32 protein-coding genes are annotated in these 26,572 nt (G+C 40.6%); 20 read left to right on the top strand and 12 right to left on the bottom strand.

The features are described from left to right. Positions 1-115 precede the first annotated feature (115 nt). Positions 116-622 (top strand): nicotinate-nucleotide adenylyltransferase, encoded by a 507-nt coding sequence (locus tag ACFSTG_RS13525; RefSeq protein WP_380754023.1) that lies wholly within the window; start codon positions 116-118, stop codon positions 620-622. Between the two features lie 41 nt (positions 623-663). On the opposite strand, the gene ACFSTG_RS13520 is transcribed toward ACFSTG_RS13525, so the two are convergent. Further along, on the bottom strand, positions 664-1,299 hold the full coding sequence (locus ACFSTG_RS13520) for a phosphoribosyltransferase (RefSeq protein WP_380754020.1): 636 nt from the start codon (positions 1,297-1,299) through the stop codon (positions 664-666). Positions 1,300-1,308: 9 nt separating this feature from the next. Further along, positions 1,309-1,947 carry a dienelactone hydrolase family protein gene (locus ACFSTG_RS13515; RefSeq protein WP_380754018.1) on the bottom strand — a complete coding sequence of 213 codons (639 nt, stop codon included), beginning with the start codon at positions 1,945-1,947 and terminating at the stop codon, positions 1,309-1,311. 143 nt (positions 1,948-2,090) lie between these two features. Here ACFSTG_RS13515 and ACFSTG_RS13510 point away from each other — a divergent pair, with 143 nt between their 5' ends. From ACFSTG_RS13510 to ACFSTG_RS13490, 5 genes are all read left to right on the top strand, one after another. Further along, the gene (locus tag ACFSTG_RS13510; protein WP_380754015.1) at positions 2,091-2,528 is read left to right on the top strand and encodes a hypothetical protein; all 438 of its coding nucleotides are present in this window, start codon (positions 2,091-2,093) and stop codon (positions 2,526-2,528) included. Between the two features lie 98 nt (positions 2,529-2,626). Beyond that, positions 2,627-3,406: an MlaE family ABC transporter permease gene (locus ACFSTG_RS13505; RefSeq protein ID WP_380754012.1), complete on the top strand. Its 780-nt coding sequence runs from the start codon at positions 2,627-2,629 to the stop codon at positions 3,404-3,406. Then, positions 3,407-4,165, top strand: a complete 759-nt coding sequence (locus ACFSTG_RS13500; protein WP_380754009.1) for an ABC transporter ATP-binding protein — start codon at positions 3,407-3,409, stop codon at positions 4,163-4,165. It abuts the gene before it with no gap. A 6-nt stretch (positions 4,166-4,171) separates the two neighbouring features. Then, positions 4,172-5,164, top strand: a complete 993-nt coding sequence (locus tag ACFSTG_RS13495) for an MlaD family protein (protein ID WP_380754007.1) — start codon at positions 4,172-4,174, stop codon at positions 5,162-5,164. Between the two features lie 64 nt (positions 5,165-5,228). Next, a complete protein-coding gene (locus ACFSTG_RS13490; protein WP_380754005.1) occupies positions 5,229-6,044 on the top strand; it encodes a universal stress protein in 816 nt (271 codons plus the stop codon). 100 nt (positions 6,045-6,144) lie between these two features. On the opposite strand, the gene azu is transcribed toward ACFSTG_RS13490, so the two are convergent. The 3 genes from azu to ACFSTG_RS13475 form a co-directional block, all read right to left on the bottom strand. After that, positions 6,145-6,708 (bottom strand): azurin, encoded by a 564-nt coding sequence (gene azu, locus ACFSTG_RS13485; RefSeq protein WP_380754001.1) that lies wholly within the window; start codon positions 6,706-6,708, stop codon positions 6,145-6,147. Between the two features lie 129 nt (positions 6,709-6,837). Continuing rightward, positions 6,838-7,104 (bottom strand): zinc ribbon domain-containing protein, encoded by a 267-nt coding sequence (locus ACFSTG_RS13480; RefSeq protein ID WP_380753998.1) that lies wholly within the window; start codon positions 7,102-7,104, stop codon positions 6,838-6,840. Between the two features lies 1 nt (position 7,105). Further along, entirely contained in the window at positions 7,106-7,519 is a 414-nt protein-coding gene (locus tag ACFSTG_RS13475) for a hypothetical protein (protein WP_380753995.1), read from the bottom strand. 207 nt (positions 7,520-7,726) lie between these two features. Between ACFSTG_RS13475 and ACFSTG_RS13470 the strand changes: the two genes are divergently transcribed. The 7 genes from ACFSTG_RS13470 (at position 7,727) to ACFSTG_RS13440 (ending at position 14,925) form a co-directional block, all read left to right on the top strand. Further along, positions 7,727-8,779 carry a response regulator gene (locus ACFSTG_RS13470; RefSeq protein WP_380753992.1) on the top strand — a complete coding sequence of 351 codons (1,053 nt, stop codon included), beginning with the start codon at positions 7,727-7,729 and terminating at the stop codon, positions 8,777-8,779. Between the two features lie 677 nt (positions 8,780-9,456). Beyond that, positions 9,457-9,936 carry an Hsp20/alpha crystallin family protein gene (locus tag ACFSTG_RS13465; protein WP_380753987.1) on the top strand — a complete coding sequence of 160 codons (480 nt, stop codon included), beginning with the start codon at positions 9,457-9,459 and terminating at the stop codon, positions 9,934-9,936. A 159-nt stretch (positions 9,937-10,095) separates the two neighbouring features. Continuing rightward, on the top strand, positions 10,096-10,944 hold the full coding sequence (locus ACFSTG_RS13460; protein ID WP_380753982.1) for a universal stress protein: 849 nt from the start codon (positions 10,096-10,098) through the stop codon (positions 10,942-10,944). A gap of 28 nt (positions 10,945-10,972) precedes the next feature. Next, the gene (locus ACFSTG_RS13455) at positions 10,973-11,824 is read left to right on the top strand and encodes a universal stress protein (protein WP_380753976.1); all 852 of its coding nucleotides are present in this window, start codon (positions 10,973-10,975) and stop codon (positions 11,822-11,824) included. Further along, positions 11,821-12,669, top strand: coding sequence for a universal stress protein (locus ACFSTG_RS13450; RefSeq protein ID WP_380753970.1), 849 nt, complete (start codon positions 11,821-11,823; stop codon positions 12,667-12,669). The genes ACFSTG_RS13455 and ACFSTG_RS13450 overlap by 4 nt, the downstream gene beginning before the upstream one ends. A gap of 24 nt (positions 12,670-12,693) precedes the next feature. Beyond that, positions 12,694-13,536: a restriction endonuclease gene (locus tag ACFSTG_RS13445; RefSeq protein WP_380753964.1), complete on the top strand. Its 843-nt coding sequence runs from the start codon at positions 12,694-12,696 to the stop codon at positions 13,534-13,536. A 9-nt stretch (positions 13,537-13,545) separates the two neighbouring features. Further along, positions 13,546-14,925 (top strand): MBL fold metallo-hydrolase RNA specificity domain-containing protein, encoded by a 1,380-nt coding sequence (locus ACFSTG_RS13440; RefSeq protein ID WP_380753960.1) that lies wholly within the window; start codon positions 13,546-13,548, stop codon positions 14,923-14,925. Positions 14,926-14,994: 69 nt separating this feature from the next. Here ACFSTG_RS13440 and ACFSTG_RS13435 read toward each other — a convergent pair whose 3' ends face one another. Next, on the bottom strand, positions 14,995-15,222 hold the full coding sequence (locus ACFSTG_RS13435; protein ID WP_380753955.1) for a hypothetical protein: 228 nt from the start codon (positions 15,220-15,222) through the stop codon (positions 14,995-14,997). 203 nt (positions 15,223-15,425) lie between these two features. Between ACFSTG_RS13435 and ACFSTG_RS13430 the strand changes: the two genes are divergently transcribed. The 6 genes from ACFSTG_RS13430 to ACFSTG_RS13405 all read left to right on the top strand — a co-directional run bounded on the left by ACFSTG_RS13430 (position 15,426) and on the right by ACFSTG_RS13405 (position 19,378). Continuing rightward, a complete protein-coding gene (locus ACFSTG_RS13430; RefSeq protein ID WP_380753952.1) occupies positions 15,426-15,857 on the top strand; it encodes a hypothetical protein in 432 nt (143 codons plus the stop codon). 19 nt (positions 15,858-15,876) lie between these two features. Then, entirely contained in the window at positions 15,877-16,320 is a 444-nt protein-coding gene (locus ACFSTG_RS13425) for a hypothetical protein (RefSeq protein WP_380753949.1), read from the top strand. 214 nt (positions 16,321-16,534) lie between these two features. Then, a complete protein-coding gene (locus ACFSTG_RS13420; RefSeq protein ID WP_380753946.1) occupies positions 16,535-17,419 on the top strand; it encodes an arsenite methyltransferase in 885 nt (294 codons plus the stop codon). Between the two features lie 115 nt (positions 17,420-17,534). Continuing rightward, entirely contained in the window at positions 17,535-18,152 is a 618-nt protein-coding gene (locus ACFSTG_RS13415) for an SOS response-associated peptidase (RefSeq protein WP_380753943.1), read from the top strand. A 70-nt stretch (positions 18,153-18,222) separates the two neighbouring features. Continuing rightward, positions 18,223-19,017 (top strand): HipA family kinase, encoded by a 795-nt coding sequence (locus ACFSTG_RS13410; protein WP_380753940.1) that lies wholly within the window; start codon positions 18,223-18,225, stop codon positions 19,015-19,017. Then, a complete protein-coding gene (locus tag ACFSTG_RS13405; RefSeq protein ID WP_380753937.1) occupies positions 18,995-19,378 on the top strand; it encodes a DUF3037 domain-containing protein in 384 nt (127 codons plus the stop codon). The genes ACFSTG_RS13410 and ACFSTG_RS13405 overlap by 23 nt, the downstream gene beginning before the upstream one ends. A 56-nt stretch (positions 19,379-19,434) precedes the next feature. Here the strand turns inward: ACFSTG_RS13405 and ACFSTG_RS13400 are convergent, their stop codons facing one another. The 6 genes from ACFSTG_RS13400 to ACFSTG_RS13375 form a co-directional block, all read right to left on the bottom strand. Continuing rightward, complete coding sequence (locus ACFSTG_RS13400) at positions 19,435-20,007, bottom strand: YceI family protein (protein ID WP_380753934.1); 573 nt, start codon at positions 20,005-20,007, stop codon at positions 19,435-19,437. Between the two features lie 68 nt (positions 20,008-20,075). Beyond that, complete coding sequence (locus ACFSTG_RS13395; protein WP_380753931.1) at positions 20,076-20,522, bottom strand: MarR family winged helix-turn-helix transcriptional regulator; 447 nt, start codon at positions 20,520-20,522, stop codon at positions 20,076-20,078. 77 nt (positions 20,523-20,599) lie between these two features. Beyond that, positions 20,600-21,214: an NAD(P)H:quinone oxidoreductase gene (gene wrbA, locus ACFSTG_RS13390; protein ID WP_380753928.1), complete on the bottom strand. Its 615-nt coding sequence runs from the start codon at positions 21,212-21,214 to the stop codon at positions 20,600-20,602. Between the two features lie 161 nt (positions 21,215-21,375). Further along, complete coding sequence (locus ACFSTG_RS13385) at positions 21,376-22,635, bottom strand: aminotransferase class I/II-fold pyridoxal phosphate-dependent enzyme (protein ID WP_380753925.1); 1,260 nt, start codon at positions 22,633-22,635, stop codon at positions 21,376-21,378. Positions 22,636-22,862: 227 nt separating this feature from the next. After that, a complete protein-coding gene (locus tag ACFSTG_RS13380; protein ID WP_380753922.1) occupies positions 22,863-23,903 on the bottom strand; it encodes a PLP-dependent cysteine synthase family protein in 1,041 nt (346 codons plus the stop codon). A gap of 88 nt (positions 23,904-23,991) precedes the next feature. After that, positions 23,992-26,058, bottom strand: a complete 2,067-nt coding sequence (locus tag ACFSTG_RS13375; protein ID WP_380753919.1) for a S9 family peptidase — start codon at positions 26,056-26,058, stop codon at positions 23,992-23,994. Between the two features lie 126 nt (positions 26,059-26,184). Between ACFSTG_RS13375 and ACFSTG_RS13370 the strand changes: the two genes are divergently transcribed. Beyond that, a complete protein-coding gene (locus tag ACFSTG_RS13370) occupies positions 26,185-26,514 on the top strand; it encodes a YbaB/EbfC family nucleoid-associated protein (RefSeq protein WP_380753916.1) in 330 nt (109 codons plus the stop codon). The last annotated feature ends 58 nt before the right edge of the window (positions 26,515-26,572 follow it).

Here is a 26,572-nt window from a genome sequence, read left to right as displayed (position 1 = left end):
AATCATCATATAAAATTATTTAACAATAAACCTTGATAAATGTCATTGTTTTACGATATATAAAAAATTATCTTTAATAGGCAATTAATTAAAATAACCACTAAATATTATGATCATGAAAAATCTTATTCTGTTATTATTCCTCGTGGGGATCATGAATCCCATATGGGGTCAGACCGATCCCGTGGAATTGAAAGAAATTGAACTGGTTGCCGTAAATTACAAATATCTTGATGCGACAACCCGTGATGAAGTAGCTGTACCGGTGAAAAAGCTGGAAGAAATGGTAGCAAAATTTGACATTAAATCTTCAGAAGTCTATCATGACGATTATGACCTGTATGAGGTAAGCTTTTTTATACCTGAAGGCCAGATCCTCGCCGCATATGACAAGGATGGAAAACTTCTCAAAACTGTGGAAAGGTTTAAGAATGTTGGACTTCCAGGCCCCGTTCAAAAGGCCATTAAAGCAAAATATCCCGACTGGACCATCACAAAAGACATTTATAAAGTGAATTATACTGATGATCGCGGCGCCGATAAGATCTACAAAGTTAGAATTGATAAAGGTGAAGACCGTATGAGAGTTAAGTTGGATGAGAAAGGAAATTTCCAAAAATAGGAATGGAAGAACAATTAAAAGAGGCCTTAAAAGCCTCTTTTTCATGAGAGATCATTTAGGCTGGCATCCTCAAGAATAGTTATAGCCTCCCGGTCTGACACAGGCTCAAAATCTTCATAGAATTGACCTACCCCCATGAAATTCCAGGGGGTTTGCAGACAAACTACCCGATCAATGCCTGGCTCCTGCTGTAGTCTCTCCAGGGTTTGAGGTGGGGCAACAGGAACGGCCACCACGATCCCTTTTGGCCTGGACTGTGCTACCAGGGAAACTGTAGCGAGAACGGTACTTCCGGTTGCGATCCCGTCATCTACTATGATCACCCATTTATCTTTTAAATCATGGGGTTTTGTTTTTCCATAATACTGCCTGTACCGTTCCTCAACCTGTTTTCTGACTTTTTGACTTTCTTTTTCGATATATTCGGGAGATACATCCACATTTGGGTTGATAAAAGTACCTTCCATACTCAAAGCCCCTATTGCATATTCTTTGTTATTGGGATGACCTATCTTTTTGGTAATAGCCACATCTAAAGGAGCTTTAAGGGAACTCGCTATAATGGCTCCCAAAGGAAGTCCTCCCCGGGGTATTGCCAGTACCACGGTTTCTTTACCGTTGAACCCATCTAGTACGGCGGCCAGCTGTTCTCCCGCATCCTCCCTGTTCCTGAACATTCTTTCAAATTATAAATGATTAGCAAACCAATTTGCAGACAGGCGAGCAACTTCTTCAAGTGTACCCGGTTCTTCAAATAAATGCGAGGCACCCGGAACGATCTCTAATTTTTTTTCACAATTAAGAAGAGCATAGGCCTGTTTATTAAGTTGGATCACCACCTCATCATCCCCTCCAACTATAAGTAAAGTAGGAGCCAAAACTTTATCCAGGGTGTTCCCGGCCATATCGGGTCGGCCTCCCCTGGAAACCACTGCCTGGATCTCCTCTCCTAACTCAGCGGCAGCCCTTAGGGCCGATGCTGCACCGGTACTTGCACCAAAAAATCCTTTCTTAAGATCCCTGGTTTGAGGGTTTTTATTTAGTTCCCTGGTAACAGCCACCAGTCTTTGGGTAAGAAGGTCAATATCAAAACGCGTTTCATAGATCATATCTTCCTCTTCGGTGAGGAGATCAAAGAGTAAAGTAGCAAGTTTTTGTTCCTGTAGACGGGAAGCGACAAATACATTCCGTTTGCTCAGCCTGCTGCTACCACTTCCATGAGAAAAGATCACCAGGCCTGTAGAACCACCAGGTATAACAAGATCAGCCTTAAGGTTAATGTTATTTATCCTTAAGGAAAGTCCGGTTTTTATATCATTTTCCATGGCAACACGACATTACTTGTATTATACCTCTCTTAAAGTTACATGATATGATCTAATTCGTCCATGACATTTATCAATTACCTGATTATTCTCATTGCATTTCGCGCCTTATTTGCTAAATTTAAATACAAATAGTTAAACCGATGGATAATTTTAAAAGCCTTTCCAACAGAGGAGATGAGGTCACTTACGATCATCTCTACATACTTACCAGACACTGGAAGCAGGATATCGAATTTTATCTTCAGGACCTGAAGTTCCTTCAACGCCTGATCGGGAAATATTCAATTTGGATAAAACTCAGCGAAAATGCCGAAGCCGTTAACAAACTTTCAGCAGGCCTCCTGAAACTAATTGAGGAAGGGAAGGCATTATCGGGTGAAATTGAACAACACTTGAATGTCCTCAAGGCACTGGTAAGCAATGAACAGGAAGTGAAAGACCGGGAAAATCTGACTTCTCTACATATTACATTGGAAAATGAATTTGCTGATTTTGTTCGAAATTTCAGAAACAACCGGCTCGAGGTCTTTAAGATCTCTGAACAGGTAATGGATTCTGAAAACATTTCTCTCTCCTAAGCTTCTCCCGGCTTACTGTCAATATGTAAACCTGAGGGAAATCATTTACCCTACTTAAAAACTAATTTAAATTTGAGAAGATTTATAACCTGGCAATTATGGAAAAAAAAGCACCTTTCATGGAGAACATTTCCTCCTTCTTCATAGAAATAGGAGCACTTTCCCGTTTTGCTGCCAGGTTTTACAGGGAACTTTTTTCCCCACCCTTTGAATTCAGGGAGTTTTTAAAACAAAGCTACCAGATGGGAAATAAATCCCTGCTTTTGGTAGGCGTAACAGGCCTCATCCTGGGATTGGTTTTTACTTTACAGTCACGTCCTACTTTACTGGAATTTGGTGCTGTATCCTGGATGCCCAGCATGATCAGTATTTCTATTGTACGGGAAATAGGGCCAATGATGATCGCCCTTATCTGTGCAGGCCGAATTGGCTCCAGCATTGGTGCTGAACTTGGATCAATGCGGGTAACCGAGCAAATAGATGCCATGGAAGTATCGGGGACCAACCCTTTTAAATTTCTGGTAGTGACCCGGGTAATGGCAGCGACCTTAATGCTGCCATTATTGATAATAATTGGAGATCTTATCGCTTTGTTTGGTTCTGCAATGGTGGAAAATATTAAAGGTAATGTTTCCTTCACCCTCTATTTCAACGAGGTTTTTGAAGCGCTGACTTATAGTGATCTCTTACCTGCAACCGTCAAATCGTTTTTTTTCGGGTTTGCCATTGGCCTTGTAGGATGTTTTAAAGGTTATTATAGCAGTAAAGGGACCGAAGGGGTAGGAAAAGCTTCGAACTCGGCAGTTGTTTTTACTTCTATGTTGCTCTTTATAATTGATTTTGTGGCAGTATTTGTTACAGATATAATCTACGGTTAAATGGAAACCAGGTCACATAACCCAAAGAAGAAGAAACCGGTGATAAGGATTCATAACCTTTGTAAAAGATTTGGGGAACAGGTAGTCCTCGATAACTTCAGCATGGAATTGTATGAAGGGGAAAACCTGGTATTAATGGGTAAATCGGGTTCGGGAAAATCTGTGATGATTAAATGCATGGTAGGTTTAATGGAGCCGGATAGCGGAGAAATTGAGGTGTTGGGAAATGATATTCTCAAGTTAAAACATCATGAAATGGATGAATTGCGGGCAGAGATAGGTTTTTTATTCCAGGGAAGTGCTTTATATGATTCCATGACCGTACAGGAAAACCTAGAATTTCCCTTACGAAGACACACCAAAAGGATGGATGTAAACAATACCGATGCCCTGGTTGAGGAAGCGCTTGAAAGTGTGGGTCTCGAACAAACCAAAGAACTAATGCCTGCAGAACTTTCGGGAGGAATGCAACGCAGGATAGCGCTGGCAAGAGCTTTGATCCTTAAACCAAAGATCATTCTTTATGATGAACCAACCACCGGACTTGATCCTATTACCGCAAAGGAAATTATCCTGCTGATGATGAACATCCAGGAGAAGTACAAAACTTCCTCCCTCATCATTACTCATGATGTGGATTGTGCCCGGGTGATCTCCAACCGCATGATCCTTCTTCTGGAGGGGACCAATTATGCAGTTGGCACTTTTGCAGAACTATCTGCTTCTGAAGATCCTAAAGTAAAGGCCTTTTTTAAATGATATGACATGAGAAACAGAAACACACAAAACCTGAAATTGGGCCTGTTCGTAATCCTTGGGCTGATCATTTTTGTTGCAGCCGTTTATTTCATTGGCAACCAGCAGAACCTTTTTGGAGAAAATACCAGGATAAGCTCTGTATTCAAGAATATTAGCGGACTTCAGCCGGGCAACAATGTACGATTTGCAGGGGTGAATGTTGGAACGGTCAAAAATATCGACATCGTAAATGATACCAGTATTGTGGTTGATTTCCTTATCCAGGAAAAATCTATAAGGTTCATAAGGAAGAATACACGAGCCACAATAAGTTCAGATGGGCTGGTAGGAAGTATGGTAGTGAACCTGGTTCCTGATGAGTATATAAATGCACCAAGAGTAGAACCCGGTGACACTATTGAGTCCATTAGTAAAATTGCAACGGCAGATATGCTCACCACTCTCAACACCACTAACGAGAATGCCGCCATGCTTACAGCAGATCTTCTAAAGATCACTGCTGCTATTAACCGGGGAGAAGGAACCCTGGGAGCCTTGATCAAAGATACGACCATGGCCACAGATATCAGGAAAAGCGTGAGCAATCTTCGCAGGTCAAGCCAATCTGCCTCTGCCGCGATCTATAAACTGAATAATCTCCTCTCCGCGGTTAATTACGAAGAAAGTGTGGCCGGGATCTTACTGAGTGACACAACAGCTGCAGGTAATGTTCAGGAAATGATCGGGAGCCTTGGCCGGTCTGCTTCAGAAATCGAAAAGATGACAGCCAATCTAAACCATTATTCCGAAGAGATAAGGGACGGGGATGGCCTGCTAAATTACATGGTTAATGATACCAGCTTTGTAAATCACCTGGAGGCAACGATAAAAAATGCAGAGAAAGCCAGCAAAAAACTGGATGAAAACATGAAGGCATTGCAGCACAATTTTCTCTTTAGGGGATATTTTAGAAGACTGGAAAGAAAAAAAGCTGCCGAAGCAAGGGAAAATGAGCAATAGCATGATGTTTGTCATATTATTTGCTCTCATAAAAAGGTAATTTTAGATCATAATTTTTCAGGTTATGAAAAAAATAATCTACACTACAGATTACTCAAACAACTCGATTGCCGCTTTAAAATATGCTGCTGCCATGGGTGATCTTTTAAAGACTGACGTAATTGTACTACATGTCTACCCTCCTTCTGAAGAAGGATCGGGAAAAAAAGAAGTGCGCAAAATGCACCAGGAGAAACTTCTGGAATTTTGTAAAGAACATCTCAAGGATAAATTTGATTCTACAGAAATAAGTGTGGCCGCGGTTAAAGGTGCCAATGTGGCTCATGCGATATCTGAGTTCGTAAGAGACATGAACGTATATATGATCGTGATGGGAGCCTGCGGAACCAGTACTTTCAAGGAAGTGTTAGTAGGAAGTACCACGAAAGAGATGTTAGGAGCTTCCCCTTTCCCCGTCCTGGCTGTCCCGGCCGACTTTAACTCAGATAAGGTAGAAAAGGTGATGTTTGCCAGTGTACTGGCAGATGAAGACATTAATAATCTCGCTGAACTTATCAACATTTTGGCACCCGCCAAACCGGAGATCAATGTGATCCATATTACCCATAAAGATGAAGAGGCTGCTGCAAAGGCCCTTGAAGATTTTAAACATCGGGTAACACAGGTAATAAACTATGAGAATCTAACATTCAGGAATATCTATTCCTTCCAGATATTTGACACCCTTCAGGAAACAATAGACGAAACCAAACCCGATTTTATCGTCATGCCTGAGCACAGGGAAAAGAACGAACTTAATAAGGTAATCATTAGGGACCGGGTCAAAAGAATGCAATCCTGTACCAAAGTCCCTTTGTTAAGCTTCCCTCCTGCCTTATAGCAATAAAAAAAGCTGCCTGTTCAAAGACTCAACCAGTCCTGTAATGAAATGAGAGGACGAGGATCTTAACAGACAGCTTTTTTAATTTTAAATACGGGGTTTATTCCACAATGAATTTACCCTGCATTTGTACGTAATGACCGGGGAAACTACAAATGAAGTCATAGGTCCCTGCAGCAGGGGCATCAAACTCGATAGAGGTTTCTTCCCCTCCTCCAATCATTTCTGTGTTAACGATCACTTGTTCTGAGTTCTGCGGGATATATTCATTGTCTTTGGCTTCCATTGCCTTATTCGCGAACTCAGGAATATCTGTTCCTTGTTTGAGCAACACAAAGTTATGACCCATAGCATTTTCTGGTAATTGACCCACGTGAGTCAGCGTAAGCTTTACTTTATCACCTGCCTTTACCCTTATTTCCTTAAGATTGAATTTCATCTGATCATTTCCGGTAAGCCTTACTTCGGTCACTCCGTCCCGGCTTATTACCGCTTCACCTTCAGAAACAGCATTATCGGTCATCGTGGTACTTTCAGTAGTTTCTACCTGCTCGAGAGTATTGTCTTCTCCAATTGTGATCGTTTCTTTTTCTTTTTTCTCGTCCCCACAACTTATAAAAGCCATAGTTGCAAAAACAGCGAGCCATTTACTAACATTTCTCATAAATTTCATTTTTGGTTATAGTTATACAGCACAAATTTTTTGGTGCTAGTGTAAAGATAAAGATTTTGATCAAATAGGAGAAGGGAGAAGAAATTCTCCTTTTTATGCGAATCTTAGATTTTTATCAGATTACAGAATATTAGTCATTTTCCACCTTTTGAGATTGGGAAGACGCTTTATTATCTGTTGGGCTTCCTCCAGACTGATCTCATTGTGTTCGTGGGCCATTTCAAGGAGTCTGCGCTCCAATTCATGCATGGTAAGATGATGGTCTGTATATTCGCCGTTCTTAAAACAACTTATACAAAAATCCATACTCTTGGTATGGTCCCTGTTAGTTCCCCGAAATTCTTCAGAAAAAGGAAATCCACAGCTTTGGCAAATCAGGGGTTTCATCTTATTGGTTTTTAAGTAAGCTTTGCAGTTTTGCCAGCATTACAAGTTCAGATTTATTTTTACCTCTAAAGGCAGATGCAATTTCCCTCGACGTTCTCAGGATCTTATCATTGATATAAGGGGTGAACAGATCTTTATTCTCCTTATGGAATTGGTTAAAATTTTCAAAAGCAGAAGTAGCCTGGGGTTTGTTCGCATCGAGCCAGTCAAAAATGATCTCTATCTGGTAGGCAGCATCAGTCCCAAATTCATCCAGGGATCCCTCCAGGTCCAGCCATTGTTCTCTCACTAACCTTTTAACCGTCTCGACTTCCTCCCTGGTCACCATTTTGTCTGCAGCAGCTATTGCATAGAACAATCGCCCCAGGTTCTGGTAAAAAGCTTGTGACGTCTTTATATTCACCTGCTCCTTCATATTTCATGTTAATTGAACTAAAGATACTAAAAGAGGCTAAAAAAAGCATGACTTTCATCATTTTTAGCAACAAAAAAATTTCTGGTCAGCCCAAAAGAATGTATCTTTATAGGAGCGTTCTGAAGGAGAAAAATAATTCTCCCTACTGTAATTTACATCCGTCTCCCTACAACAGAAATCCGTGTCACCTTTTTAATGTTCCCGGCAATGAAAAAAAGGATTTTACTTATAGAAGATGATCAAACTCTGATCGAAAACACAAAGGAACTCCTGGAGCTGTCCAGTTACGAAGTCTTTACCGCTCAGAATGGCAAACTAGGGGTGCAACTTGCCAGTGAAAAAATACCCGACCTTATCGTTTCTGATATAATGATGCCCGAACTTGACGGGTATGGAGTATACAAACAACTCCGAAAGAACAAGATCACCCGTGGGATACCTTTCATTTTTCTTTCTGTAAAAGCCGGGCCTGAAGATATTCGGAAGGGAATGAACCTGGGGGCCGATGATTATATTACCAAACCTTTCAGGGAAAAAGATCTGGTAACAGCCATTGAAAGCAGGTTGGCCAAACGGGCGATCCTTATTGAAAGGGAGAAGAGGAAGAACACTGAAAAAAAAGAAGAGAAGCCCATACACTCTCTGGAAGATCTTAAAGAATATTTTAGGATCTATGGAGATTTTCTTGAGTTTGAAAAATACGACGAAATCTTTCAGGAAGGACGTAATGCGTCCTATGTGTATTTGATTGATAAAGGCCTTACAAAAACCTACAGCCTGGATGAATACGGAAAGGAATTGATCACCGGCCTGTCTAAAAAGGATGATTTTCTGGGCTTCTATAGCTTCAGGATCCCGGCTCAATACCCTGAAACTTCACAGGCACTTGAAAAGACCACCTTGTTCAGGATCTCTGCCGAAGATTTTATACAAAACCTCACGAAAAGTCAGGATCTCATTCTTGAATTTGCTCAAATTTTAACAGTTAACCTTTCACTTCTCAAGACCCACCTTCTTGATATGGCGTATAGCTCTGTGATGAAAAAGACCACTAATACTATCCTGGAATTTGCAGAGAAGATCCAGGAAGATCCCGGGGAATGCATAAGGATCTCCAGGAGCGATCTCGCCAGTGTGGCCGGAATTTCTACGGAAAGTTTTATAAGGAGCCTGTCATGTTTAAAAAAGGAAGGTTTGATCGATATTGTAGGGCGGGACATAAAGATCCTGGACCTTAAAAAACTTCATGCGATCAGGTAAATCTCTGTATGGCAGTAAATTATTAAAGTTTAGTTAAACCCTCTTTAGATGATATTTGTCATGAAAAATGGACCTATCTCGTTGTACTTTAGGACTGTAGATCAATAATAAGAATAGAAAGATTAATGAAATATCTGATTTTTGAGTACTTTATTGGAGTCGAAGATCAGGTTAAGGAGGTAGAAAGGCAAGTTATAACCTGATACACATATTTTACGCAGGTATAATCACTGGTATCAATTAGAGTTATATTGCACTTATATCTTCCTAGGGAACAGGGAATATTGATTTCCTGTTCCTTTTTTTTTTGCTTTCAACCTTTTCCTGTTAAAGATCCCCATCCTAAACTTCAGCATTATGTACAGAATTTTAAAAGCGGGGTTTTTGTTTTTCCTGATCTTCCTGATCGGTCTCTTCTTATCCCTGAGTTATGTCGCGGTATCATTTGATAAAAACTGCCTTGAAACAGAAGCTTCAGAAACCTCTTTGGTAAAATAGTTTCCTTTCATACAATCATTACAGAAACCAAAGGCATGGCCAATGCAAGGTTAATCGTCCACACTGATCTGTATTCTTTTTTCCAAAAAGACAAAGATGATTTTTATCATTTTAAATTACTGACTTTCAGTATACATTAGAAGATATAATAGTGATTATTAACCAAAAACCTTTAAGTCATGTCATTAGTAAAATCAAACAAACGCCGCCGGAATACTCCTATGATGAGTAACTCATTCTTTAATGATCCTTTCTTTTCTGATAGTTTAAACACCCGCCGTAATTTATTGAACAGGATGTTCAACATGGGGGAGAATGATTTCGATCTTAGTCCGGCAATGAACGTCAAGGACAAAGAAAAAGAGATCCAGGTAGAGTTGGCCGCACCAGGGCTTTCAAAAGAGGATTTTGAAATAACTTTTGACGACGGATTATTGACCGTTTCCGCTGAAAAAGAAGAAAAAAAGGAAGAGGAAAAAGAAGGTTATGTTTCCAAAGAATTTAGTTATAATTCTTTTTCAAGGTCTGTAAGACTTCCTGAAAATGTTGATGAAGCAAAAGATATTCAGGCTACTTATAAAGATGGGGTGTTAAAAATGATGATCCCTAAAAAGGAAGGAAGTCAGGAAAAAAAACCAAAATCCATTAAAGTATCCTAATTTTATAAAAAGGGGGTGTCAAAATCACCCCCTTTTTATAACTTCTTCTCAACTCTCAGGGAAGAAAAGAAATTCTCTTTTTACCCGGCCCTGATTGGTGATAATAATCATTGTTTTCCAGGGCTTTTTCCTTTAAATTTAAAGAATAAACCCCGGAAGATGAGAAAGATAGTTATACCTTCAGATTTTTCAGAGAATGCTTTCAATGCCCTGATTTTTGCTGCTGAACTTTTTAAGTATGAAAGGAGTGACTTCTTTATTCTTCACGCCTATGCAGATGAGGTATATAATACCGAAGGTTTCCTCACTGATGAATTAAGGGAGGAATTCAAGGAAACCACCCGAAATAATTCAGATCTTGAACTTGAAAAGATCCTCAACCGTATACAGGATCTTTTCCCTAATCCCCGGCACCGTTTTCAATCTATTTCAGCTTTTGGTCTTCTGGTCGATGAAGTGAACGATCTTGTGGATCGTGAAAACGCAGATATTATCATCACTTCTACACGAGGCAAGACCAATGATCGCAAGATGACTTTTGGCAGCAATACCCTTCAGATCATAAAATATGTTCAATGCCCTGTTTTAAGTATTCCAGAGAATTATTCCTATTCAGATCCTAAAAGAATACTTTTTCCCACCAATTACATGCTTCCTTATCAAAAGCGGGAGTTAAAACTGGTCGGCGATCTGGCCCGTTCATTTTGCACACAGATACACATGTTATACATTTCCCGGTTTCCGCTTGATTCTTTCAGGCAAAAAGATAACCAATTGGCCATTAAAGAGCAATTCTATGATGTGGATCTTGAGTTTCATCAGATAGATGAACAGGAAAAAACCAAAGCCATTTTAAAATCTATAGAAGACCTGAAAATAGATATGCTCATCCTGGTGAATTCCCGGCACAGCTACCTTGAGAACGTCCTTTACAAGTCAACTCTTGACAGGATTGGTTTGCACCCCAGGATCCCTTTCTTAGTACTGCAGAATTTTCACCGGAATTAACCATAGTTCAACCCAAAACAGCAAGGCCATGAAAAACATTTTACTACCCACAGATTTTTCTGAAAACGCCTATAATGCAGCAAAATATGCGGTACAACTCTTTACTGGGGAAGAATGCACCTTTTACCTTTTGAACACCTATACCCCTATTCTGTATGACAATGAATACCTGGTATACAGTGCTACCCAGCCAACCCTTACCGAGATCTATAAGAACAACTCAATAAAAGGATTAAACCGGGTTTTAAGAAAGCTAAAAAAGAATTTTCCTAATGAAAGGCACCAATTCAAGAAAATCTCCTCTTTTAATATGCTTAGCGATGAGATAAAAGAACAGGTAGCAGAAAAGAAGATCGACCTTGTGGTAATGGGTACCAAGGGAGCTACCGGGGCAGAAGAGATCCTTTTTGGAACCCATACCATTCATGCCATAAAAAAAACCAAATGCCCTTTGCTGGCCATTCCCTCCCATTATGAATTTCGACCCCCTAAGGAGATCCTTCTGCCAACAGATTATGAAGCAGACCTACCTGAGCTTCTGGAGGTCCTCCAAGAGCTCGCGGTCACCTACCAGTCAAACGTCCATATCCTTCATGTATATTTTGGACCCGCCCTTACCGAGGAGCAGGAAAAGAGGAAAAAAGCCCTGGGCAAAATTTTTAAGAACAACGGTCATCATTTTTACAGTATTGCAGATAAAAGCGTTCCTCAGGCCATTTATGACTTTCAGGAGGAAAATGAGATAGATATGTTGGTGATGATCAACAATAAACATTCATTTTTTGAGAATTTACTTTTCAGGCCGGTGGTGAATGAAATTGGTTTCCATGTCAAGGTACCTTTTCTGGTCATCCCTTCAGGTAAAAAAAGGCAGTTATGAAAAGGATCCTTCTTCCCACAGATTTCTCCAAAAATGCTGAAAATGCAATAAATTATGCACTTCAATTATATCATAAAGAGGTCTGCACGTTTATTTTATTACATGCTTACAGGGTAGACGGCTATGACGAGGAAAGCAAATTAACCCCCATACCCGGAGAGGAAGCATTGCTGGAAGGGCAAAAGAAGGTAGAAACAAGATTGAAAAAAAAAGTAGAAAAACTGAAGGAATCCCCGGAAAATTGTCATCACAACTTTGAGTTTGAAGCAGCCAATAAATCTCTTACAACAGCAGTAAAAGAACAGCTAAGAAAAAAAAATATTGAACTGATCATTATTGGTACTCAAGGTCATACTGGTAACACAGAAGTTGTTTACGGGAGTAATACCATAAACTTAATGGAAGAGATTAGGAGATGCCCTCTTTTGGCTGTGCCGGCTCATGTTAAATTTCACGCACTGAAAGAGATCGTTCTGGCCAACAGTTTTAAAGCAGAACTTACTCCTAAAGATCTCAAGTTTCTTATAAGACTATCCCTGAAATTCTGGGCTCCCATACGTATCCTGCATATTTGTGAAGAAGGAGGACTCAATGAAAAACAAAAACAGAACAGGAGAGCCCTGCGAAATCACCTAAAAGAGGAGAAAGTAGCCCACTCGTTTCACACCCTTGAACATTTAAGTATACCTCTGGGCGTTTATTCCTTTACAGAAAGCCGGGAAAGTGAAATGGTCGCTTTTATCAATAAAAAACACAGTTTCCTGGAAAACCTTTTATTTGATCCGTTATACAAGAACCTGGCTCATTATTCCAAAGTTCCTGTGCTGGTATTGCACCAACCTTGATCCTCTCATCAATCTTATATCTTAATGAATATTTCTGACCTTATAATTACAACAGCTTCGGGGGAAAAAGCCAGGTTTTCCAGCAATAAAGTAGCAAATTCCCTTAGAAAATCGGGTGCTGATGAGGCTGATATAAGGAAAATCCTTTCGGTAATTAAGTCTGAACTTTATGAAGGGATCACTACAAAAGAGATCTATAACAGGGCTTTTAAACTACTCAGAAAAAAAGATTCCCTGTTTGCCTCCCGTTATAAGCTCAAAAATGCCATTTATGAATTGGGCCCCACGGGTTATCCTTTTGAACGTTTTGTGGCCGCCATCCTGGAAAACAGCGGGTATAATGTCGAAGTAGGCAAGATCGTGCAGGGAATTTGTGTGCCTCATGAGATAGATGTCATAGCTACCATTCAAAATAAAAAATTATTCATTGAATGTAAATTTCATGGAGACCACGGGAGATATTGCGATGTAAAAATCCCATTATATATTCATTCCCGTTTTAGGGATATTGAAAATTATTTTAAAGCAAAGAAGGACCCTGAAGAATTCTTTAACGAAGGCTGGGTAGTCACCAACACACGTTTTACGGCAGATGCAACGAAGTATGGAAAGTGTGTAAACCTCCACCTGCTAAGCTGGGATTCTCCAAAAGGTAACAGCCTTAAGGAAAGGATAGACAGGACCGGGTTATACCCTATTACAGTTTCTACCTTGTTGAGTGCGCGGGAAAAACAGTTCCTGTTAAGTCGGGATGTGGTGCTGTGCCGGGAATTGATCAATGATAAATTCTATCTTGATCATCTGGGAGTTTCAGATATCCGGAAGAAAAAGATCCTTACTGAAATGGAAAAACTTTGTAAATCTTAAAGAGTAGGTATGAAAACGATCAAAGTACATTTCCTGGGTGCTGCGGGCAGCGTTACCGGATCTAAATTCCTGCTGGAAACCCCGGAAATGAACATCCTGGTAGACTGCGGACTTTTTCAGGGACTTAAGGAATTGCGCGTTCTGAATTGGGAAAAATTCGGTTTCCCACCTACTGATATTGATATGGTTTTGCTCACACACGGCCACCTCGACCATTCAGGCTATTTACCACGCCTGGTAGCCCATGGCTTCAAAGGCACTATAACAGGTACATCTCCTACCCTTGCCATTGCAGGAATCATCATGAGAGATAGTGCCAAAATCCAGGAAGAAGACGCGGAAAGAGCCAATAAAGAAGAATTCACTATTCATGAACCTGCAGAGCCCTTATATACAGTCGAAGATGTAGAAAGAACCATGGAAATGTTAAGACCGGCAGATGTGGACCAATGGTATGAACTTTCTAAAAACATCAGGTACAGGTTCCGGAAGAATGGTCATATTTTGGGTGCAACTTTTATCGAACTTGATATCTTCGGAAAGATCCTGGTCTTCTCAGGAGATATAGGAAGGAAGGAAGATTTGCTTCTTGAACCTCCTCAAACTCCCGAATGGGCAGATTACCTGTTTCTGGAAAGCACTTACGGTGACCGGCTTCATCCCGACGAAGATGCAGATAGCATTCTTGCCAATACCATTATGGAGACCCTTCAGAAAAAAGGTACTCTTATAATTCCCTCTTTTGCTGTGGAAAGATTGCAGACGCTCATGTACAGAATATGGAGACTTTACGAACATAATAAAATACCGCCTTTACCCGTCTTTATAGATAGTCCTATGGGTAATGAAGTATTTGGGGTTTTTGAACAGTTCCCAGGCTGGCACAGGATACCACCTACTGAACTGAGGGCAATGCAACAATTCTTTAATATAATAACCTCCTACAAGGATACCTGGAAAACCGTTGATGACAACAGGCCCAAGGCGGTTATCGCCGGTAGCGGAATGGTCACTGGTGGCAGGGTTCTTACCTACCTGAGGTATTATCTGGACAAACCGGAAACGACAGTTCTTCTGGCCGGTTATCAGGCTGAAGGAACCCGGGGAAGACTATTACTGGAAGGCGCTAACGAGATCAAGATCTTCGGGAAATACTGCGAAGTTAAGGCAAATATCATGATCCTGAATAGCCTTTCTGCCCATGCAGATCAAAAAGGTTTGCTGGATTGGATGAGCGGGATCAAAAACATTCCGGAGAAAGTATTCCTGATACATGGAGAAAATATGGCCCGGGACGTGCTAAGGTTAAAGATCAAAGATGTCTTTAATTACCCTGTTCATCTGCCATGGCTGGGTGAAACTTATGAGATACCCCTGGGAGACGGGTAAAAAAAATCCGTAGACGAAGCTACGGACTTTCCAAAAAGGTACACAGTACCCTAACTGCAGATTTTTTAATTATTCTACAGAAGTAGTATTGATGTTTTCTTCTACTACTGTACCGCCGTTGTTCGTGGTATCTACCATTTCTTCAGCAGGAGTTTCAACTTCTTCAATTGTAGTTTCAGCAGGAGTCTCCATTACCTCTACAGAAGTTTCTTCGGTAGATTCAGCAGGAGTTTCTTTACAAGAAGTGAAACTTAGTACTAATGCGATAACAGCAAAAGTCAAAAATGATTTTTTCATTTTAGTCAATTATTAATTGTTTGAGGCGCCAAATGTATGCTATTTTAATATTCAAAAAACAAGTGATGAAAAATTATTTTTCAGATTGGAAATTATGTTAATTCCTGAAGAATATTAATTGAATTAATTTCATTAATTTGACATATATCATTTCCTTTCAACCTGAAAATTTCTTATCTTAATACAATCAAAAACAGCATGTTATGCCAAGGTCGGTCACAAGGAGGTTTACCGGAAATGAAAAGGAAATTGATGAGCTTTTAAAGCAGAATGATTCCTGGAAGGACCTGTTATCATATGCTGCTGAAGAAGCCCATTTTATCGACCAGTACCTTAGTGCAGATATCTTTCAAAAGAATTCCCTCAACATGTATGAAAAACTACAGCTCTATTCTTCAGAACTTGAAAACCTAAGGTCAGATTACCAGGACCTTTCTCTGGAGGTGCACAATCATCATTATGATATTGAAGGTATGCTGGAGTGTGAGGATATTAGCTGTGAGATCTTTTACCACGATGAGCATTTTAAGCTTGAACGGCGGGTGCTTGATTTCATAGATAGATTTAAAACTTTTAAACTAAAAGTGTTCTCAAACACATCGGGACTTTTGAGAAAGACCAGCAAAGAATATTGAACTTTAAAGATCATGTACAATGAAAGCAAAAACACCCACTTTTAGATATATCGAGTGGAAAACCCCGGATGAGATGCATTTTTCATCCCAGCAATGGAATTCAGAATTGAATTTTGTTCAGGATGAACAACGTTTTTTTGAAGATATGCTCAGAGAATACACTATACCCATTATCGAATCTCATCTGTTCACCCGTATTAAAGAACTAATTGAAGAACTTTCAGACTCCAGAGAGGAATTAAATAATTTGCAGCAGCAGGTGAAATCCCATTCCAACAGACTTGAACGTTTGATCGATAACGTTGACGAACCTAAGGAAGGTCGTATTTACCGCGGGGAGCATAAAGACATTATGAAAGCCGTTAATAACTATCTCAAGACCTATAAAAAATTGAAAAAAGATATGTTTTCAGCTGTGACACAAGCACTGAAACAGCAAAAGCAGAAACGCTTACTAACCTGACAAAAATCTAACCTAGAATTCTTCATAGCACACAGAGAGTTTTAGTTACCTGCATATCTTTATGGTATGCAGGTTTTTTTTTAATCCTGATATGTTTTTTCATTATAAAATTTTCCGGAAATCAATTAAACATCGTAATATTGCAATATAGTTAGTAAGAAGAAATTAATAAAGCATACTTACGAAAGCTGGAGAATCTAAATAAAATATAATTATGAAAAATTCAGAAAAACTTAAAGCTCTGGTGAGGGAGAAATATAGTGAGATCGCATTGCAGGATAAGGCCCCTGGCCAGTCTTCCTGTTGTGGTACAGGCGATGCTTCTTCCAAAGTGTATAATATGATGATTGACGATTATTCCAACCTTCAGGGGTATGCACAAGAGGCTGATCTTGGCCTGGGTTGTGGTCTTCCCACCCAATTTGCTAAAATAAAGAAAGGTGACACCGTGATCGACCTGGGTTCGGGGGCCGGAAATGACTGTTTCATTGCCCGTCATGAAACAGGAGAAACCGGTAAGGTAATAGGGATCGACTTCACTCCTGCCATGGTCAAAAAAGCCAGGATGAATGCAGATAAGCTGGGATTCAACAATGTTGAATTCAGGGAAGGAGATATAGATGACATGCCGGTAGGAGATAATGTTGCAGATGTAGTAGTGAGCAACTGTGTACTGAACCTGGTCCCCGATAAACCGCAGGTGATCAAAGAGATCTTCAGGGTACTGAAGCCGGGTGGACATTTCAGTATTTCAGATATTGTACTGTTAGGGCAATTACCAAAAGCCTTGCAGGAAGATGCAGAAATGTATGCCGGGTGTGTTTCAGGAGCGATCCAAAAAGAAGAATATCTTAATGCGATCAATACGGCAGGTTTTAAAAATATCTCCCTTCAAAAAGAGAAGCCTATCGTAATCCCCGATAATATCCTTGAAAAATATCTTTCTACGGAAGAGATCACCGAATTTAAATCGGGCAAGACCGGAATTTTCAGTGTTACGGTATTTGCTCAGAAACCCGGAAGTACATCTGAGAAACCTCTTGAAATCCTGGAGAAGCCGCAGGCAAATAGCTGTGCCCCGGGTTCAGGTTGTTGTTGATCCAGCATGCCCAATAAATAAATTCCCGGAGCAAACCTTCGGGAATTGTTTTTTATATTAACCCGGAATCTTCAAAGTTTATGTAAAAGCATTAATTTGAGATAAAAATTGAAACATGTGTTACCGCACCAAACTCAATTCCAGGATAGAAGATATTGAAAAGACCTTTGAGGCCAGTTTCACAGAACCTGAGCTTTATGTCCCCCAGGAGGAGATCAATGGCTTCGATTTTTCGGGAACCCCTGTTATTGCCGATCACTCCCCGGGGGAGATCCTTTTCTTGCATTGGGGTCTCATTCCTTTTTGGGCAAAGAATGATCATATCAAAAAGAGTACACTTAATGCCAAGATTGAAACCCTGACTGAAAAACCCGCTTTCCGGGATGCTGTTAACAATCGATGCCTGGTCATTGCTGATGGATATTATGAATGGCAGTGGCTGGATGAGAAGGGGAAGCGAAAACAGAAATTTCTCATAACCTCGGCAGAATCTGATATTTTTGCTTTTGCCGGAATATATTCTACCTGGAAGGATCCGCAATCGGGGGAACCTCTCACCTCATATAGCATACTTACTACAGAAGCCAATGAATTGATGAGCCGAATCCACAATAATAAGAAAAGAATGCCGGTGATGTTAAAAAGCAGTGATCACCGGGGGTGGCTGGAAGGAAGAAGTATAGAGGATTTTGCTTTTCCTTATGAAGCGAAGCTTAAAGCCATCGAAATATGATAGGTTTCGGTAATAAAATTAATTATAATTTTGCCTGAGAATCTTTTGACCATAAAGGAACACCCTGCTAATGAGTAATTTTCCCGAGTTAAGGACTGTCACCGTTACCCGATACATCACCCCGTTGCGGGAGGGTGGCTCTTTACCCGCCCTGGCTGAAGCCGACGATGATTTTAAGTATGTTCTGAAATTTAGGGGAGCCGGACATGGAGTAAAAGCTTTAATTGCAGAATTCCTGGGAGGTGAGATCGCCAGATTACTTGGTTTAAAAGTACCTGAACTGGTTTTTGCCAATCTCGATGAGGCTTTTGGAAGAACCGAGGCCGATGAAGAGATCCAGGATTTGTTGCAGGGAAGCCAGGGGCTAAATTTAGGGCTCCATTTTTTATCGGGTGCTATAACTTTTGATCCTGCCGTAACTGTAGTAGATGAAGATTCAGCATCGAAGATCGTGTGGCTGGATGCGTATATCACCAACGTTGACCGAACCTTCAGGAACACCAATATGCTCATTTGGAACAGGGAACTGTGGCTCATAGACCATGGCGCAGCTTTTTATTTCCACCATTCCTGGAGCAATCGGGAGAAGCATGCAAAAAGCCCTTTCAGTCTCATCAAAGATCACGTTTTACTTCCGCAGGCGGGCAGACTCCAACAGATGGATGATGAATTCAGGAAGATACTTTCCGAAGAAAAATTAAGACAAATTGTAAACGCTATTCCCGAAGACTGGCTGTATTGGCGGGAAACAGATGAAACCCCTGAGGAGATCAAAGAGGCTTACATAGAATTCCTGCTCACGAGATTGGCTCATTCAGAAATTTTTATAAAAGAAGCACAGGATGCAAGACAAAAGCTTATATGAATATTCAGTAATTCGTGTAGTGCCGCGGGTGGAAAGAGAAGAATTCCTTAATGTGGGGATTGTGCTGTTTTGTAAAAAAGAAAATTATTTGAAGGTTCTTTATCGACTTGATAAAACAAAACTTGCGATACTTTCTGAGGAACTGGACATTGAGCAACTCGAAAAAAACCTGGAATCCTTTGAGAAGATCTGTCGGGGAGATAAAGAAGGTGGTCCCATTGCACAAATGGATATCGCTTCGAGGTTCAGGTGGCTTACAGCAGTAAGAAGTTCGGTAATTCAGACTTCCCGTCCGCATCCCGGGCTTTGCGGCGAACTGGATAAAACACTGCAGCGACTTTTTGAAGACCTGGTCTTATAAGAATAAAAAAAAAGAGGCTGAAAAAAATTTCAACCTCTCTTTCTAACGGGTGTCTTCTAGAACCTGAGGTTCACGTCAAGCATAAATTTATTGTTTATGGTATTATCTCCAAGGTTGGAAAAGAAGCTGCCTGAACCATAACGAATACCATACTTGGTCCTGTCAATACTTACTGTAGCGGTCGCACTTCCCTCCTCTACTTTCATTTCAAAAGTGACCGGTTCGGTTTTTCCTTTGATCGTAAGGTTTCCGGTTACTTCGTAAAGGTTATTGCCTTTAGGCTCAACATCTGTAATTACAAGTTTTGACGTAGGGTACTTGCTTACGCCAAAGAAATCGTCGTCATTCAAATGGTTTTCCAGTTTGGTTTTATACTCCCCTGTAAGGTCTGTCACCACAATTGAATTCATGTTCATTACGAATTCTCCACCTATAAGTTCTCCTTCCTCAGAAAGATTCAGGTAAGCTTCCTTTAGCTGTATATTTCCTGTATGGGAAGCTCCAGTTATCTTTTTACCTGTCCATTCAACCGTGCTTGCCTTAATGTCTACCTCTTTCTTGATGCTGGTAAAGGAAAGAGTGGTTAAGATCAATACCGGTGCTGCTGCTGTTAAAATTCTGTTTTTCATTTTTTCATTGTTTTAAATTAATAATTGTAACTACTTCATTTGTATGCACAACAATTAGCGCAAAAATTTTATTCTTTTAGTTTCTTTAAAAGGAGGATCAATTGGTCGATCTCTTCCTGGTTCAGATTTGACAACAAGTTATTTTGTGCTTCATCAATCACTTTGTCAACAATTTTTAAAAGGTCCAATCCGTCCTGAGTAATAGTGATCTCCACTTTCCTTCTATTTTCGGGACAAACAATTCTTTCAACTAAACCCTTTTCAAGCAACTTATCGACCAGCCTGGTGGTATTGCTCATCTTATGGATCATCCTGTCACTTACATATGAGAGTGAAGCGGGTTTCCCCTTCTGCCCTCTTAGGATCCTTAATACATTAAATTGAGCAATAGAAAGATTATGCGGTTTCAAAGCTTCAGAAAGCTGCTCCTGCACCCAGTTACCGGTAACCATAAGTTCTATGACCCCGGTTCGGATTTTCTGGTCTAAGCTTAGAGATTGAATTTCTGAAGACATTGATGTATATACTTTAATTGTATGTACAAATGTATAGATAAAATTTTAATCTTAAAAATTATTATTCTAAAGTTTAGTTAAAGGTTTTTTCCGGTTTTGAGCCATCCGGCAATTTCAATGGTCCTTTTTACCTGGTGAAAAATGCCTTCTTTCACTTCATTTCCCAAACTCCCCTTACCTGCAGTAACACTTATTCCATAGGGGTTACCTCCGGCGCCAAAAATGGTGTCATGAGTATATCCCGGAGCAGCAACAATGGCACCCCAGTGGAGCATGGTTTTGTAAAGGGTTAATAAGGTGGATTCCTGGCCTCCATGATCATTACTTGCACTGGTCATTCCGCTCACTACCTTATTGGCGAGTTTACCGCTTGACCACAAACCACCTGTCATGTCGAGAAAACTCTGGAATTGGGAAGGAAGGTTCCCATAGCGGGTCGGGGCACTAAAGATATAAGCATCGGCCCACTCAAGATCATCCATGGAAGCTACTTCAACATCCTTTGTATGCTCCACATGCTTCTGCCATTCTTTGTTTTCAGCGATGGCTTCCTGTGGAGCCAGTTCCCGGACCTTTCTCAATCTAACTTCCTTTACCCCTGCTGCTTTTGCAGCTTCATGTGCCCACCGGGCCATTTGATAGTTTGTTCCTGTGGAACTATAATAGATCACAGCCACTTTTATGTCTTTCATTTGTTGAAATTTTAATTAACCTACTTATATTCATCTATATAAATTACAATTCTGATTCTCTTTTTATATTAAACTTTTTATAAACTTCTTACAGTTTAAAAAAACAGAACATAAAAAAATCCCCTTTTCAGGGGATTTTTAAAATTATATATTAAGATTTATTATTTTTCCATAGCAGCAGCAACTGCAGCAGAAAGTCTTCTGTAGGTTCCATTTTCGAGGCGCTCCCTAATAGCAGAGAAGGCAGCAAGGCTCTCTTCTACATCCTCAAGAGTATGTGTAGCCGTAGGAATAAGCCTAAGCAGGATCAACCCTTTTGGAATTACCGGATAGACCACAATAGAACAGAATATCCCATGGTTCTCCCTCAGGTCTTTCACAAGAGCCATAGCTTCCGGTATACTTCCTTTAAGATAAACCGGGGTCACACAACTCTGGGTAGTACCAATATCAAATCCTCTTTCTTTCAGACCGTTTTGAAGTGCATTTACATTCTCCCAAAGCTTTTCTTTAAGTTCAGGCATAGTCCTCAGCATCTCCAGTCTCTTAAGTGCTCCTATCACGAGTTGCATTTGAAGAGATTTGGCGAACATTTGAGAGCGCAGATTATATTTTAGATAATCTATGATCTCCTGGTCGGCTGCAATAAACGCACCCGTGCTTGCCAGTGATTTTGCAAAAGTTGCGAAGTATACGTCAATACCGTCCTGTACGCCTTGTTCTTCACCGGCTCCTGCACCGGTTGCTCCAAGAGTTCCGAATCCATGAGCGTCATCTACAAATAACCTGAAATCGTATTTTTCTTTAAGGGCAACTATTTCTTTCAGTTTTCCCTGCTCTCCGCGCATTCCAAAAACACCTTCAGAGATCACAAGGATCCCTCCTCCGGTCTGCTCTACTATCTTTTCAGCACGTTGCAGGTTCTTTTCTATACTCTCAAGATCATTGTGCTTAAAGGTAAAACGTTGACCCAGGTGCAAGCGTACCCCGTCAATTATACAGGCGTGAGCATCCACATCATATACGATCACATCTTTTTTAGAAACCAGGGCGTCAATGGTGGAAACCATTCCCTGATAACCAAAATTAAGCAAATAGGCAGCTTCTTTACTAACAAAAGAAGCAAGTTCATCCTGCAGTTTTTCATGCATATCTGTATGACCACTCATCATTCTTGCTCCCATAGGGTACGCAGAACCGTATTCTGCGGCTGCCTCGGCATCAACTTTTCGTACTTCCGGGTGATTGGCAAGCCCCAGGTAGTCATTAATACTCCAGGTGATCACATCCTGTCCCTGGAACTTCATACGGTTAGAGATAGGTCCTTCAAGCTTAGGGAATACAAAGTATCCTTCTGCCTGCTCTGCCCATTTTCCCAACGGTCCCTTATCCCTGTATATTTTGTCAAATAAATCTGCCATTTTATAGTTTTTTTAACTTACAGCAAAAGTAAGAAATTAATAGCAACTGCATAATTTTCTTGTCCCATACAACCCTGAAAAACATATGGTTCGTGAATATTTAACACTTCCTCCCTCTGCTTGGAGGTTTCAGGATAACTTGCTGGAATATAAAATATTAAGAAAAATCTCCTTTTCGGAAAACCACTGAGAGGTGGCACCGGAAAGATCAGGATCGCTGCCCGATCTTATTTAATAAATTCAATCCTGTTACTGGTTTTTTCGTGTTTGCTGTCGAAGAAGCCCTGCTCAGTCATCCAGTCATCACTAAAGACCTTGCTCATATAGCGGGAACCGTGATCTGGGAAGATCACTACCACCTTACTGTTCTTATCAAATTCCCCTTCTTCAGCGAGTTGCTTGACTCCCTGAACAGCGGCACCACTGGTGTAACCAACAAAAAGACCTTCGGTTTTGGCAAGCTGACGGGCGGTATGGGCACTCTCTTCATCTGTAACCTTTACGAACTGGTCAATAATGTCAAAATCTGTTGCAGTGGGAATAAGGTTTTTTCCAAGTCCTTCAATACGGTAAGGGTAGATTTCCGCAGCATCGAATTCTTTGGTTTCATGATATTTTTTAAGCACCGAACCATAGGCGTCAATTCCAATGACACGAATGGAAGGATTCTGCTCTTTAAGATATTTTGCGGTTCCCGAAATGGTGCCTCCTGTTCCGCTGCAGGCAACAAGATGAGTTATCTTTCCTTCAGTCTGCTTCCAGATCTCAGGGCCCGTGGTCTTATAATGAGCTTCGATATTAAGCTCGTTGAAATACTGATTAATGTAGACAGAACCTTTGATTTCGTCATGCATTCTTTTTGCCACCTGGTAATAGGAGCGCGGGTCATCTGCAGTAACGTTAGCAGGGCAAACATATACCTTGGCACCCATGGAACGCAGCATATCGATCTTGTCTTTTGAAGACTTCGAACTTACGGCAAGGATACATTCATAACCTTTTATAATGCTCACCATAGCTATACTAAAGCCGGTGTTGCCCGATGTAGTTTCGATTATTGTATCTCCCGGTTTTAAAATACCTTTTTTCTCGGCCTCTTCTATAATGTACAGGGCAATCCTGTCTTTGGTCGAATGGCCGGGATTGAATGCTTCTACTTTCGCGAAAAATTCTCCTTGGTATTCCTGGGTGATCCGGTTTAACTGAATTAGGGGGGTATTACCGATTAGCTGTAATACGTTATCAAAAACCTGTAAATCTTCTCTCATAAATTGAAGTTATCTACAGTAATCCTGGCTTTTAGAAAGTATAAAAACAGGACTACAAAACGAGACAAATTTAAGTCAAATATTTTAATTATCGGGTAATTCCCTCTAAATCCAGTAGAAATGCATACTCTTCTGCCACTTCTCTAAGCGCCTCAAAACGACCTGAAGCTCCTCCGTGACCAGCTTCCATGTTGGTGTGGAACAGCAGCTTGTTCTTATCTGTCTTCAACTCTCTGAGTTTTGCGACCCATTTGGCAGGCTCCCAGTATTGAACCTGTGAATCATGTAAGCCCGTAGTAACTAAAATATTAGGATAATCCTGCGCCACCACATTATCGTATGGAGAATAGGATTTCATGTAGTGATAAAATTCCTTCAGGTTTGGATTTCCCCATTCATCATATTCCCCGGTCGTAAGAGGAATGCTCTCATCAAGCATAGTGGTCACCACGTCTACGAAAGGCACAGTTGCGATGATCCCATTGTACAGGTGCGGGGCAATATTTGCCACCACCCCCATTAATAGTCCGCCGGCACTCCCCCCGCTGGCATAAAGATGCTGTGGAGAGGTATAGTTTTCGTTGATAAGGTGCTGGGAACAATCCACAAAATCTGTGAACGTATTCAGCTTTTTAAGTAGTTTACCATCCTCATACCATTTTCTACCCAGGTATTCCCCACCCCTTATGTGAGCAATGACAAATATAAATCCGCGGTCGAGCAGGCTTAACCTTACTGTCGAAAAATAAGGATCAATAGTTGACCCATAAGATCCGTATGCATATTGCAGAACAGGATTAGAGCCATCTCTTTTCAGGCCTTTTCTATGGACCAAAGTCATGGGTATCTTTGAGCCGTCCCGGGCAGTTGCCCATATCCGGTCTGAAATATAGTTCTCTTTATTAAAATCGCCCAGTACTTGTTGTTCCTTCTTCACATCTTTTTCCCGTGTCTTCATATTAAAATCTACCACCTGTGTAGGAGTAGAAAGGGAATTGTATGTGTAGCGAAGGATCTCTGTATCAAAATCAGGGTTGGTGCCTGTGAAGGCCGTATAGGTCTCATTATCAAAAGGAATGTAGTAGGATTCAGTTCCATCCCATCTCATAACCTTGATCTTGTTCAGGCCATCCCGGCGTTCACTCACCACCAGAAAATCCTTGAAGAGATCAATATCTTCCAGCAGTACCTCCTTGCGATGAGGTAAAACATCTACCCAGTTATCTTCTCCCGGATCTTCCACCGGAGCCAGCATAAGCCGAAAATTGGTAGCACCATCTTTATTGGTAAGTATATAGAAAAAGTCTTCGTAATGCGAGATACTGTATTCCATACCCCTAATCCTGGGTTGCACAATTCTGAACTCCCCTTCAGGATGATCTGCATCCAAAAAACGGTATTCAGAGGTAAGTGTACTACTTGATCCTATGATCACATATTTGTCAGACTTTGATTTATATACGTAGGTATGAAAAGTTTCGTCCTCTTCATAGAAAACCAGTTCATCATCTTCAGGATCTGTTCCTAAACAATGTTTATAGATCTTATCACTCCTAAGGGTTTCTTCATCCTTGCGGGCATAGAAAAGGGTTTTATTGTCATTTGCCCAGGTGGAGCCACCGGAAGTATTCTCGATCTTAAGGGGAAGGATCTCCCCGGTTTCAATATTTTTTATCTGGATGGTGTATTTCCTTCGGCTCACCGTGTCAACAGCAAAAGCGATCAGTTTGTTGTCTGGACTAACATTTAATCCGCCAAGCTGATAATAATCAAAACCTTTGGCCATTTCGTTCACATCGAAAAGGATTTCCTCGGGGGCGTCTAAAGTTTCTTTTTTTCGTGAGTAGATTGGATAATCTTTCCCTTTTTTATACCTGGTAATATACCAATAGCCGTGAAGTTTATAAGGAACAGAGGAATCATCTTCCTTAATGCGGCTTTTCATTTCCTGAAAAAGGTTTTCCTGGAGCTCTTTGGTGTGAGCGGTCATTTGATCATTATATAGATTTTCACGTGTGAGATAATCTACCACTTCAGGGTTATCCCTTTCCCGTAACCAGAAATAATTATCAATACGAACATCGTCGTGCATCTTAAGTTCCACCGGTAATTTCTTTACCTGAGGGGCAATAATTCCTTTATCGGCAACTTTCATTTTTTCATATTAAGGACCTTCCGCAAAGGTAAGATTTCTAATAAAGAAAACTTAAAACTAGGGGGGCAACTTCTATTATAAAACCTAATTTTGGTAGTTTTGTAAGAACAATCAAAAATTGAAAATATGTTTGGAGATATGATGGGTATGATGAATAAGATCAAAGAGACCCAGAAAAAAGTTGAAGAGACAAAGGAGCGTCTTAAAACCGTACTTATAGATGAAGAATCAAGCGACGGTCTGCTAAAGGTTACCATTACTGCCGACAGGGAGATAAAGAATATCAATATTGCCGATGAACTCCTGGAAGATAAGGAGCAATTGGAAGACTATCTGGTGTTGACCCTGAACAAGGCGATCAAAAAAGCTACTGAGGTCAATGAAGCCGAACTGGCCGCTGTTGCCAAGGAAGGAATGCCCGACATTCCCGGGATGAACGATATGTTGAACGGGTAAATTTGAAATTTGCGATCTGGGTTTATTAAATAACCTCATCTCTTTTTACCGTCAACTT

Source organism: Salinimicrobium flavum, assembly GCF_042684505.1.
Lineage (GTDB): Bacteria > Bacteroidota > Bacteroidia > Flavobacteriales > Flavobacteriaceae > Salinimicrobium > Salinimicrobium flavum.
This window is presented reverse-complemented; position numbering and strand designations above follow the sequence as displayed.